We start from the raw sequence: 12,732 nt of genomic DNA on the forward strand, positions 1-12,732 counted from the left end.
CGGAAGGTGGTGATAGGCACCGCGCCGCTTTAACTAACCGTCGCCAGCACTTTGGTGATCGCGCGTTCCAGCATGTCGACGGCGTCGCTCAGTTGCGCTTCGGTCGCAATGAACGGCGGTGCCAGCAAGATGTGATCGCCGTTTCGACCATCGCGCGCGCCGGGCATTGGATAACAGCCAAGCCCCTCGGCAAACGCGGCCTTTTTGATTTTCCCCGCCAGCCCGAGAGCGGGATCAAACGGCACTTTGGTCGCGCGATCAGCGACAATTTCAATCCCGCGAAACAGACCGCGACCGCGAATATCGCCGATATGTGGGTGTTGGCACAGCTTTCGCTCTAGTGCCGATTGCAAGAAATCGCCGCGCGTGCATACCTGCGCGATCAGATCATGCGCCTCAAACTCTTGCAGCACGGCAAGACTTGCGGCGGCCGCTACGGGATGGCCAAGATAGGTGTGACCGTGTTGGAAAAAGCCCGAGCCATCGCGGATTGCGTCGTAAATTTTGCCGGCGCACAGCATCGCGCCAATCGGCTGATAGCCTGCGCCCAAGCCCTTTGCGATGGTGACGATATCGGGCACGATCCCCTCGGCCTCGCTGGCGAAAAGATATCCGGTCCGGCCCATCCCGCACATCACCTCATCCAGGATCAGCAGGATGCCGTATTTGTCGCAAATCTCGCGGATACGCTTGAAATAGCCGGGTGCGGCGGTCACGGCCCCCAACGTCGCGCCCACCACTGGCTCGGCGATGAATGCCATCACTGTTTCCGGTCCAAGGCGCAGGATTTCTGCCTCGAGCTCATTGGCGGTGCGCTGACCGTAATCCTCAAGGGTTTCACCCTCACCACGCTCTGCATATTCATAGCACGGCGCGATATGGCTCATATCCACCAAGAGCGGCGCGAATTGTTGGCGGCGCCACGCGTTGCCCCCGGCAGCCAGCGCGCCCAGCGTATTGCCGTGATAGCTTTGGCGGCGCGCGATCAGATGGTGGCGCTCGGGCTGGTCGATCTCGATGAAATACTGCCGCGCCAGTTTGATTGCGCTTTCGACCGCCTCAGAACCGCCCGAGACGAAATAGACCCGCTCGATCCCCTGCGGCGCGCGGGCAATCAAATGATCGGCCAGCGCCTCGGCGGGTTCCGAGGTGAAAAAGCTGGTATGGGCATAGGCAAGTTTGTCGACCTGCGTTTTGATCGCCTCGCGCACCCGTTCGTTGGAATGGCCAAGGCAGGACACGGCCGCCCCGCCCGAGCCGTCGAAATAGCGTTTGCCACTGGCGTCGATCAGGTAGCAGCCCTCACCGCCAACGGCGACGGGCGGTTCTGCGCGGCAATTGCGGGGAAAAACATGACTCATTGGACTGCCTTTTCGAGTTGACGCATGAGATCAGAAACAGAGGCTGCATTATTGGCATGCGGCGTGCCATCGCCGCGCGTGAGGCTGTTTTCAAACCCGACGCGGCATGCCCCGCCTGCATTCGCAGCGGCCAGCAGGCAGGCGTGTTCGGCGGGACCAAAGGCGCAAACCATCCAGTCCGTAACATCGGGCAGTGCGGCGCGGAATGGGGCCAGATCAGCGGGTGCTGAAACCTGCCCTGTCGCGTAGCGCCCCAGAACGAACAGAACGGCGTCCTGACCCGGTTGCACGATACTGCGCGCCTGCCAGTCAGCCAGCAGCGCGATGTCATCGGCGTCATACAGGATATGCTGCACCCGCGTGCCTTGCTCGGCGCAGGCTGCGTAAAGCTTTGGCGCAAGGTCTGGATCGCGCGCGGTTTCGCGCACCGCGATTGAGGCCCAAGCCGGGCGCAGCGTTGTCAGGCAATCATATTGCGCGGCGACATCGTAGATCCCCGCAGCCTCGGTCGTGATTTGCACGGGTAAATCCGGCACTGTCTCTGCAAGATCGGCCAATGCCTCGGCGTAAAGACCGGGGTCAAGCGAGTGCTGCCCCTGCCCGTCGCGCACATGCAGATGCAGCGCGCCCGCCCCGGCGGCGTGGCAATCGCGCGCGCAGGTGACGATCTCGGGGATGGTGAGGGGCAGGGCGGGATGATCCGCCTTGCCGCGCCGCGCGCCATTGGGCGCTACCATGATAAAGGGGCGTTTGCGCATGATCACGCCTCCTGCGAGACTTTCATGCGCGTGCCTTCGGGATCAAAGACCGGCCCAAGATGCACCGTCGCGTCATACAGTTTGCGTGCGATGTCCACCTTGACCCGTGCGCCGTCTTGCAGCGCGACGCGGGCATGCCCCAGCGCGACGGGCTTGCCGACGCGGTAGCCAAAGCCGCAAGAGGTGGTTTGCCCGACGATCTTGTCGCCCAGATAGACCGGCTCATGGCCCAGCGGCACCGCCGTTTCGTCATCAATCACAAGCGAGATGATATGTGACTGCGCGCCTGCCGCGCGGGCCGCGTCCAGTGCCTCGGCCCCGATGAAGCCGCCCTTCTTGCGCGTCGCAAAATCAAGGCCCGCCGCGATTGGCGTTACATCGCCGTCCAACTCATGTCCCATCGCGCAAAAGCCCTTTTCGATGCGCATTGAGGTTTGCGCAAACATACCTGCTGGCACCGCCCCAGCCGCCGTTAGCGCGGCATAGATCACGGGCGCGTTTTCGGCTTTGCAGGTCATTTCCCAACCCGCCTCACCGACATAGGACATGCGCGCGGCGCGCACATGCTTGCCTGCGACATGGGCACCCATGTGTTTGAAATAGCCCAGATCGTTCAGCTCGGGTGCCCCGCATTCTGCAATAATCCGCGCCGCTTCCGGGCCCATCAGGCTTAGCACGGCGTAGGTCTCGGTGGTGTCGCTCAGGGTAACGTCAAAGCCCTCAGAATGCCGCGTCAGCCAAGCCAGATCGCGCTTGATCGCCGTGGTGCCCACAAACAGACGATACAGGTCGTCGCGAATGCGCTGTGCAGTCAGATCGGATTCAAACGTGCCGCGATCATTGAGCATCGCGGTGTAAATCACCGATCCGGGTGCACGGCCCATTTGACCCGCGCAGACAGTCTTGAGGAAGGCTTCGGTATCGGCGCCTTCGACGTCGATCTTGCCAAAAGGCGAGGCATCAAAGATCGCCGCTTTGGTGTGCGCAGCCATCACCTCGGCGCGGACCTTTTCAAACCAGTCGGGGCGACCGAAGCCCAGAACCGGCTCGGCGGTTTTGTTGAAATAGAGCGGGCGCTCCCAGCCGTAAAACTGCCCCATATGCGCCTTGGCGGCCCGGTATTCCGTATCAAGGGGCATGGCGCGCAGGTTGCGGGCGGTCTTCAACTGCTTGCCGGGATAGGCGATGTCGTAATGCGTGCCCAGAATTTCCGGCGCGCGCGCCATCAGGTGTTCGACCGAGTTGAAAATCGGTGCAAAACGCTTGGCATAGGCCTCGGTCAGGTCATAGGCGGTGTGGCCATGCACGATGGCATGTGCAAGGTTCATCCCCGCGCCACCCCCCGAGGCGATGCCGACCGAGTTCATACCGCAGCCCAAGAACAGGCCGCGCGTCTCAGCGGTCTCGCCCAGCATGAAAGTGCCATCAGGCGTGAAGCTTTCGGGGCCGTTGAGCAGCATCTTCACCTCGGCCGTTTCCAACGCGGGCAGGCGATGCAGCGCGTTCATCATCATCGGTTCGAAATGGTCCCAATCCTCGGGCAGCAGGCCGAATTCGAAGGCTTCATTCAGCACGCCCGGCGCAATCGGCTTGCCCATCGGCTCAAAACACCCGACCAGCAACCCACCGCTATCGTCGCGAATATAAAGATGGTTGTCGTGATCCGAGAGGGTGGGCGTATTGCCAACGATCCCGTCAATCGGTTTGGTCAACAGATAGAAATGCTCACATGCCAGCACGGGCACTTCGGCCCCCGCCATCGCGCCGACTTCGCGCGACCACAGCCCGGTGCAAAGCGCTATCGCATCACACATCACCGTGCCCTGCGTCGTCTCGACCCCCGTCACGCGCCCGTTTTCGGTCAGGATGCCGGTAACGCCGGTTTTTTCAAAAATCTTGGCGCCAAGGCTTTTGGCGCCTTTCACCAAAGCGGCGCACACATCCGAGGGCGAGACACGCCCGTCATCGGGTGACCAGACCGCGCCCAGCACGTCATCTGCGTTCATCAGCGGCCAGCGTTCCTTGGCCTCAGCGGCGCTGATCGAATGGGCGTCAATTCCGTAAGCATGCGCCAATGCCTCTTGGCGCTGGATATGGATCATCCGGTCGGGGTTGGTCGCCAGCGACAGCGAACCTTTCTGAATCCAGCCCACGGCTTGCCCGGTCTCTTTTTCAAGCTGGGAATACAGCTCGACCGAATACTGGATCATCCGTGTCAGGTTTTGCGAATGGCGCAGCGCGCGCACCTGTGCCGCCGAGTGCCATGTCGTCCCCGAGGTCAGCGCGTTGCGTTCCAGCAAGATCGCGTCCGACACCCCCATCTTGGCAAGGTGATAGAGCGTCGAGCACCCCATGATCCCGCCGCCAATAACGACGACCGAGGCGTGGGAGGGCAAAGATTTGGACATGGTCTGATTCCCGAGGCTGTTGCGGCACCGAACCCAGCAGGATCAGCTGCCTTCCATGGCAATATCAGTTGCACCCAAAACGTTTTTGGTCAATATTTTCAAAAAATAACATTTGTTACTGCAAGAAAACCACGGACCCGAAAATGGACCCCACGCTCAAAACCCGAATCACGACCGAGTTGAAAGCGGCCCTGCCCAATCTGCCAAAGGGGCTGCGCACGGTCGCGAAATATGTGATCGATTACCCGTCCGATTTCGGCCTTGATTCAATCCGCGAAACGGCGCGCAAAACCGGCGTCAGCACCTATACGCTGGTGCGGCTCGCGGAACGGCTGGGCTTTGGCGGCTATGATGAGTTGCGCGAACCGTTCCGGCATGCGCTGGTTTCGACATCGGTGCAGCTAGAACAGCCCGAATGGATCGAGCGGCTGCGTGAGCAAGGTGAGCCGGGTCAGCGTCAGGCCGAAACCTCGCTTAATACGCTTGCGGTCGTGCAACGTTCGCTAGAACGCCAGACGCCAGAGCAAATGCAACGCGTCGCGGCAATGTTGCTGAATGCGCCCGCAGTTTACCTAACGGCAGTGCGTGCGAGCTACTCGCTGGCCTACTATCTGCAATATGTCGGGCGGATGGCATTGCCGGGGTTGCAGCTGATCCCGCGCCACATGAATAGCGCCATCGACGAGCTCCATTCGGCGAACGCGGGTGATGTGCTGATCGCGATCACCTTCACGCCCTATTCGCGCGAAACGATTGAGGCATGCGCCTTTGCGCGCCGCAAGGGGATCAAGCTGGTTCTGATCTCGGATAGCGAAATTGTCTCGCCAGAATTCAGCGCGGACGAGACGTTGATCGCCTCGGCGCTCTCTACTCATCACTTTAGTTGCTATGCCGGGGCGATGGCGCTGATTGAATTGCTGATCTCGATTTTGGTGGATCAGGGCGGCGCGGCGGCGAAGGCGCGCATCAAATCGTATGAAGATTTGCGCAATGAAACGCAGGTCTATTGGGTGGCAAAGAAAAACTAGTGTTTTTTTCCACCACCCGGCTTTTTGACTACGCGTCTTTTGCAGATTGCGATTCGCGGAGCACCAGAACCGAGCAATTCACATGGCGCAGCACGCGCGCGGCATTCGTGCCCAAAAGGTAGTCTGACAGCATCGTGCGATGTGCCCCGATCACGATCAACGTGGGCTTTCTTGCCTTCGCGGTTTCTAGAATCTCGTGATAGGCTTTTCCGCGCCGCACGATGTGCACGACCTTGTCAGGCGCAACATCCGGCAGAATGTTGCGGACGATTTTGTGCAAGGCTTCAGACGCCCCCTCCATCGCCCGCTTGGCCGTGCCGGGTGGAAAGAATGCGCCAACCGAACTCATCCCGAAATCGGGCACAACCGTGACGACCGCCAGCGACGCCTCGTCAAGCTGTGCCATTTGCCATGCTTTGCTTAGGATCGACGCGTGATGCGCCTCATCGCCAAGGTCGATGGCCGCCATGACCTCATTACTCATGCGAGAACCTCCTTGCCATGTAGCGTCCGACGACGCTGCATAAATGCCACCAGCGCCAACAACAGAAACGCTGGAATATAGAACACCTCTTTGGGCATCCGATCCGCTGGAACATCAATTCCGGTCACGACCCAATCGAAATCAATGCCGTCCTTTTCGGCGGGGCCGCCAAAGGAAATCGAGTCAACGATCACCTTGCCGTCACGTTCAACCAGCGTCACGCCAGCGGCTTGCGTTAGGCGCTCTGCGCCCGCTGGGCCGTCTTTGCCAAGCGGCAACAGGAAGGTCGATGAGACGAACTTGCCCGTCAAATCCATGCCTTCCAGACCAACGCGCAGTTCGCCATCCGTTGATGCCGCTGCCGCCAGATTGAATATCTGCGACGGCGGTGCGACGATCCAAGGGGGTTGGATTTGATCAAGCCAGAACCCCGGTCGAAACAAGGTCAGCGCGACAACCACAAGCACGCCGGATTCCCACAGTTTTGAGCGGGTGACGAACCAGCCCATGGTGCCCGCCGCAAAGACCAGCATCGCAATCAGCGCCACGATAAAGACGACAATCGCATGCGCCCAAGCCACGTCAAGCAACAGCAGATCGGTGTTGAAGATGAACAGGAAGGGCAACAGCGCGGTGCGGATCGAATAGAAGAACGCCTGAAAGCCCGTCCTGAGCGGATCGCCCCCCGAAATTGCCGCGGCAGCAAAACTGGCAAGGCCTACGGGGGGCGTCACATCCGCCATGATCCCGAAGTAAAAGACGAACATATGCACCGCAATAAGCGGCACGATCAGCCCGTTCTGCGCCCCAAGTTCGACCACGACACCTGCCATCAGCGACGAAACAACAATGTAATTGGCCGTCGTCGGTAACCCCATCCCAAGAATGATCGAGATCAGCGCCACAAAGACCAGCATCAACAGCAGGTTGCCCCCCGAGAGGAACTCGACGAATTCGGCCATAACCTGACCGATCCCCGTCAGCGTGACAGAGCCCACGATAATGCCCGCAACTGCCATCGCACAGGCAAGCCCGATCATGTTGCGCGCGCCTTCGATCAGACCATCCGTGGTTTCCGTCAGCCCGGTTTGCAGCCCGGCCATCAAGTTGCCCTCACCGCGAAATAACGATTTCAGCGGGCGTTGGGTAAGCAGGATGAGCAGCATGAAGCTTGCCGACCAAAAGGCCGCGAAACCGGGGGATTTACGTTCCACCATCAGCAGATACATCAGCAAGAAGATCGGCAGAAGGTAATGCAACCCCGAGCGCAGGATCGCCCGTGTGGGTGGCAGGTGTTGCATCGACTCGATGTCAAGCGCGAGCTCTGGCCCGGTGGCTGCGACGCGCACCAAAGCCACATAAATCGCCAGGAATACCACCACGAGCAAAGGCAAGGCCGCATTGCCCAGCATGCCTTCCAACGCTTGCACAAACGCCCCCGACAGCCACAGCACGCCGCCCGCCAGAACGATGCCGCTGCAAATCCCCGCCACAGCGCGCAGCAGGAAGATCACCGGGTTGATCCGGGGGCCGCCTTTCATGCTCATTTTCAGGGCTTCGAGATGGACTATATAGACCAGCGCGATATAGGAAATCGCCGCCGGTAGAATCGCGGATTTGACCACCTCGACATAGGGAATCCCGACATATTCGGTCATCAGGAACGCCACCGCCCCCATCACCGGAGGCGTCAGTACCCCGTTGATTGAAGACGAGACCTCGATCGCCCCGGCCTTGGCGGGGCTAAACCCGACCTTCTTCATCAAGGGAATCGTAAAGGTGCCGGTGGTGACCACGTTGGCGATAGACGAGCCCGAGATAAGCCCCGTCGCCGCCGATGCGATGACCGCAGCTTTCGCAGGTCCGCCGCGCAGGTGCCCGAGCGTGGCAAAGGCCAGCGACAGGAAATAGTTTCCCGCGCCCGCTTTGTTCAGCAGCGCGCCAAACAGCACGAACAGGAAAACAAAGCCCGACGAGACGCCAAGTGCCACGCCAAAAACGCCCTCGGTCGTTAGCCACATATGGCTCATCGCGCGCTCGAACGAGGCGCCGCGCCAACGGATTACATCGGGCAACAGGCTAGAGGAGCCAAAGAAAACATAAGCGAGAAACACCACCGCCACTGCCATCAGAGGGAATCCTAATGACCGCCGCGCGGCCTCGAGCAGCAGCACAACCCCTACGCCAGCCACTGCGAGATCAAACGTCGAGGGCGCGCCTGATCGTGCCGCAAGCCCATCCCACGCCAAAAACAAGTAGCCCGCGCAATAGGCCGCAATCAGCGCCAGCACCCAATCCTGAATCGGAATCCAGTGGCGGGGGCTGCGTTTGCTGGTGGGAAAGGCCGTGAAGGCCAGAAACACGGCAAAAGCGAGGTGAATCGAGCGCGCTTGCGCGTTGTTCACCACCAAAAACCCTAGGTCATAGGGAATCGGCGATGCGATCCAAAGCTGAAACAGCGACCACAGCAGGGGAACGCCCCACAAGACGCGTCGGTTGAACGCCCCCGTCGGCATCCGCGAGCCGGTATCGGCCTCTGCGATGAAATCTTCGGCATTCGTTGTCTCGCCGGAGGAGGAATTGCTCACCAAGTCACCTCGTTTGCCTGCATGTCAAAATCAAAGCGGCCCGCCCATTTGATGGGCGGGCCGAGCGAGAACCGGGATCAGTTGACCCAACCGCGTTCTTTGTAATACCGCAGGGCACCGGGATGGATCGGCGCGGTCAAGCCTTTGGAGATCATGTCTTTTTCATCGAGGCGTGCAAAGGCGGGATGCAGGCGCTTGAAGTTGTCGAAGTTGTCAAAGACCGCTTTCACAACAGCGTAGACCTTGTCATCCGACGTATTAGCCGACGTTACGATGGTCGCGACCGGCCCCCAGGATGGGACGTCATCGGGGTTGCCTGAATACATGCCGCCGGGAATGGTCGCAGCCGTATAGGCCGGATTTTCCGCCAGCAGCCTGTCGATTTGCGGACCTTCCAGCGGAAGAAGTTTGACGTCACAGGTTGAAGTGGCTTCCTGCGTCGAGCCGTTGGGCAGACCTGCGGCCCAGATTGTCGCGTCGATATTGCCATCGCACAGCGCTGACGCTTGTTCAGCCGAACCCAGCTCGGCGGTTAGCGAGAAATCCGAGGGTTTGAGATCGTAATATTTCATCAACGTCTCGGCCAGAACCCGCGTGCCAGAACCGGGATTGGCGATGTTGACGCGATGCCCCTTAAGCTCTTCGACGGTTTTGATCCCGCTATCGGCACGCACCATCAGGTGCATCGGTTCCGGATGCAGCGAGAACAGGGCGCGCAGCTCGGGATAGGGACCATCATCGGCAAAGGCACCGACGCCTTCGATCGCGGCCTGCTGCACATCGGACTGAACGACGCCGAAATCCAGCTCGCCCTGACGGATTGTGCGGGTGTTATAGACCGAGCCACCCGTGGACTCGACCGAGCAACGCAGCCCGTTCTCTGCGCGATCAGCATTGACAAGCCGACAAATCGCGCCACCCGTCGGGTAGTAAACGCCGGTCACGCCTCCGGTGCCAATGGTGATGAACTGTTGATCCTGCGCGATGGCTGTGGTCGCGCATGTCGCCGAGATCATAAGAGCGGCAACAAAGCCGTGCGTCTTGAAGATCATGTGTAACTCCATGTTGGGTCGTTTTATTTTTGTGTGACGGAGGGGGTGCCGACGAAGCCAGCGCCATCCCGCCCTCTAATCTCGACGAAAGTTTTGCTTCGTGTCACGACAAAACTAATGTTTTTTAATTTTTCACGCGGCACGACGGAACGCCACACACAAAAACCATGATGGCTGCGGACCCGTTATATCGCGCTCGCGCGTGAACCCGTCTGAGCGCAACCATCGCAAGCATATGGACAAGGAGGGGCGTCACAGCCCCAAATTTCAGGCGGCAGCGGCGCGGTTACAGTATTCCCGAGGAAAGTAGACTTGAGATCGATTTCGGGCGTGCGCGACTCATGCTTACAGCTTCAGTTTCTGGCCAGTCGGACGCGGCGCTCTCGGGCGAACTTGTCCCTTAAGATTTCCTTTCATTGCTGGGAAACGACTTTGTTGATGGCATGGATACCCCCACAACAAACCACGAGAGTCCGAGTTCGATAGCCAATCTGTCGAGGCTGTGAGCAGATAGAGATAGAGAGTTGTCCCCGCTATCTGCACCATGAAGCCAGTGATGACGCTAGCCCCGCCCAGTGCCGCATGGTCGCGGACATAGAGCGCTAGGGGGCATCCATGCCATCAACTGTGTCGCTCGAGATCATCTCATTGGGGGGACTGGCGGGGCAACGACGACGCAGGTGGTGCCGCGTCACGAGGTGACCCGCAAGCGGATTTCCAAATGGCGTCATAAGCTCAAGAAGAATGGCATGTGGTCGCATTAGATCATTGTCATTGCCATGACGCGATAGATACCGCTCCGTTGACCGATCAATCTGCAGCAAGCAACACGCCCGCCGCTGGCTCACACCCTGCGCTTCGCACATCACTCTAGGCTGAATGGGGCCGTTTGGTGATGACGGATTTCGGACAGGGTTTTAGCCCCGTTCGTTGCCTTAAGTCGGTTAGACCTGACACATTTCATCTCCAGATTGGGCGGTGATTGTCGGGCAACCTTTTACTGCCCGACAACGCACAGATGCCTCGGTTGCCGTTGAAAAAGCCGGAACGATATGAGCATGTTCGCCGGAGGCTTCGCATGACTTGCTCCTGCACCAAGGGAAATGATGACCACCGCAACCAACCCGACAGTCGCAATACAATCGTGATTCAGTTGTCGGGCTCACTGATTGTCAACGATTGCCGATACATCACGAAGGCCGCTCGCGGATCTTCTTACCTGCTTTCACACCCGTCGCGATTTTCATCCTTGCTTGAGCCTAATTCGCGCGTCGCGAGGCACAGCCGAGCACAAAAAAGGCGAAATAACTGAAATCCTGTTACAAAATTGATTTCAAAAAAATTCAAGAATTTCGCATGACGAACGCGTTCCGCGCCAAATAGAAAATAATTTGATATCAATGGCGTAAAGCATGTTGCGCTTCGTGTTGCGCGTCAAGACTTTGTTTTTTAACGAAAAAATCATCAATTTTTGTATCTGTAACAAGAGGAATACATAGAGAGAGAACGTGAGAGCCATGCATCGTCATCTCTACGCGCATGCATATATATATACATTCCCCCCGGCGTTACAGGCGTTGCGGCGTCGATTTACTAAATAGTAACAAATGCTTAGATGAAACGCGCCCTGTCGCACGGCGTTATAAATAGCGCTGTAGGCACTCGCAGCCTCCAGAAAATGGCACACGGGATTTCTTCAAGTGTGCGAAGTGGCAGGTCAGCAGGCCTAACGATGGAATCAAAGATGTTGAACGACTAGGTTGCGCAAAGCGTATGGTGGCGTGATTTCTGCAGCAAGGCTACCATTGGTCTGTGACATCAACCGAAAAGAGACCCCCTATGAAACTTGGTATCGTTGGAACCGGAATGGTTGGCAGCGCGGCGGCTTACGCCATTGCGTCGACCGGTGTCATCTCTTCGCTGGTGTTGATTGATCACGATCCGGCCCTCGCATCGGCACAGGCCGCAGACATTGCCGATGCGCTGCCCTTCATCGGGGCGGTGTCGATCCGGGCGGGCGATTACGCGGATCTCGAAGGGGCGGGCATCGTCGTGCTTGCGGCGGGCGTCGCCCAGAAGCCGGGGGAATCGCGACTCGATCTACTCAGCCGCAACACCGTGATTTTCGCGGACGTAATAGCGCAGGTTCAGGCCATTGCGCCTGATGCGATTTTGCTCGTGGCGACGAACCCGGTCGATATCATGACGGCCGTGACGACGAAGCTCTCTGGGCTCGATCCGGCGCGGGTGATTGGTTCGGGCACGATCCTCGACACCGCGCGGTTTCGCGTGAATCTCGGCCGGCATCTGGGCGTTTCGCCGCAATCGGTACATGCACATGTGCTTGGCGAGCATGGCGATAGTGAGGTCTTGATCTGGTCCTCGGCGGAATGCGGCGCGATGCGGCTGGAGGTTTTCGCCAGCCAGCGCGGATGCCCCATCACCGAGAGCCTACGGGCGGATATCGACGGCGCCGTGCGGCATGCCGCTCAAAAGATCATCTCGGGAAAGGGCGCGACCTGGTTCGGCATCGGAGCCGCACTTGCGCGCATCGTGCGGGTGATCGTGCTCGATCAGCGCGAAATCCTGACCGTTTCGTCGATGACGAAAGAGATCGCAGGGGTCCAGAACGTCTGCCTGTCGCTGCCGCGCATCCTTGGGGCGGGTGGCATCGAAGAGACGCTGGTTCCGGCTATGACGCAAAATGAGACAACGTCCCTTGGCGAATCGGCCCGATTGCTCAAAAACGCAACCGATGCATTGTGGCAGGTGCGTGATGCATAAGCCCGCGGCCGCTGGCTAGAGAATGGCAAAGCAGGTGTCTTGGGTTGGGGCGCCCGCATGTTGCAGACGCCCACTATCAAAAACGGCAGATTAGTTCAGCTTTCGTGTCTACGCGTGGGGAGATTTTTCGTCGTCGGGACGACGGTCACTGTCACAATGTCAGTCGGCTTTAGATTTGCCCGATGCAGTTCCTTGGGGGAATAAACCGTGCTCGCTGGGACGCTCGCCGTGTCCGTGGCGGTGACGCCATTCGGGAAAGGGGCGTGACG

At 59.0% G+C, this 12,732-nt stretch carries 8 protein-coding genes; 2 read left to right on the top strand and 6 right to left on the bottom strand.

From position 1 onward, the window contains the following. Positions 1-29 precede the first annotated feature (29 nt). From ACN0SD_RS03085 to ACN0SD_RS03095, 3 genes are read right to left on the bottom strand one after another with little or no spacing between them, the layout of a single operon-like run. Positions 30-1,361 (bottom strand): aspartate aminotransferase family protein, encoded by a 1,332-nt coding sequence (locus tag ACN0SD_RS03085; protein WP_417806739.1) that lies wholly within the window; start codon positions 1,359-1,361, stop codon positions 30-32. Further along, complete coding sequence (locus ACN0SD_RS03090; RefSeq protein WP_417806740.1) at positions 1,358-2,119, bottom strand: 3-keto-5-aminohexanoate cleavage protein; 762 nt, start codon at positions 2,117-2,119, stop codon at positions 1,358-1,360. Before ACN0SD_RS03090 ends, ACN0SD_RS03085 begins: the two co-directional genes overlap by 4 nt. Positions 2,120-2,121: 2 nt before the next feature. Continuing rightward, positions 2,122-4,527, bottom strand: coding sequence for a GcvT family protein (locus ACN0SD_RS03095; RefSeq protein WP_417806741.1), 2,406 nt, complete (start codon positions 4,525-4,527; stop codon positions 2,122-2,124). A 143-nt stretch (positions 4,528-4,670) separates the two neighbouring features. Here ACN0SD_RS03095 and ACN0SD_RS03100 point away from each other — a divergent pair, with 143 nt between their 5' ends. Continuing rightward, positions 4,671-5,555: a MurR/RpiR family transcriptional regulator gene (locus ACN0SD_RS03100; protein WP_417806742.1), complete on the top strand. Its 885-nt coding sequence runs from the start codon at positions 4,671-4,673 to the stop codon at positions 5,553-5,555. A gap of 28 nt (positions 5,556-5,583) precedes the next feature. On the opposite strand, the gene ACN0SD_RS03105 is transcribed toward ACN0SD_RS03100, so the two are convergent. The 3 genes from ACN0SD_RS03105 to ACN0SD_RS03115 form a co-directional block, all read right to left on the bottom strand. After that, entirely contained in the window at positions 5,584-6,039 is a 456-nt protein-coding gene (locus ACN0SD_RS03105; protein WP_417806743.1) for a universal stress protein, read from the bottom strand. Further along, positions 6,036-8,630, bottom strand: a complete 2,595-nt coding sequence (locus tag ACN0SD_RS03110) for a TRAP transporter permease (protein WP_417806744.1) — start codon at positions 8,628-8,630, stop codon at positions 6,036-6,038. The genes ACN0SD_RS03105 and ACN0SD_RS03110 overlap by 4 nt, the downstream gene beginning before the upstream one ends. Positions 8,631-8,704: 74 nt before the next feature. Continuing rightward, the gene (locus ACN0SD_RS03115; protein ID WP_417806764.1) at positions 8,705-9,643 is read right to left on the bottom strand and encodes a TAXI family TRAP transporter solute-binding subunit; all 939 of its coding nucleotides are present in this window, start codon (positions 9,641-9,643) and stop codon (positions 8,705-8,707) included. Between the two features lie 1,875 nt (positions 9,644-11,518). Here ACN0SD_RS03115 and ACN0SD_RS03120 point away from each other — a divergent pair. Next, entirely contained in the window at positions 11,519-12,463 is a 945-nt protein-coding gene (locus ACN0SD_RS03120; protein WP_417806745.1) for an L-lactate dehydrogenase, read from the top strand. Positions 12,464-12,732: the final 269 nt, after the last annotated feature.

The organism is Thioclava sp., from assembly GCF_048263065.1.
Lineage (GTDB): Bacteria > Pseudomonadota > Alphaproteobacteria > Rhodobacterales > Rhodobacteraceae > Thioclava.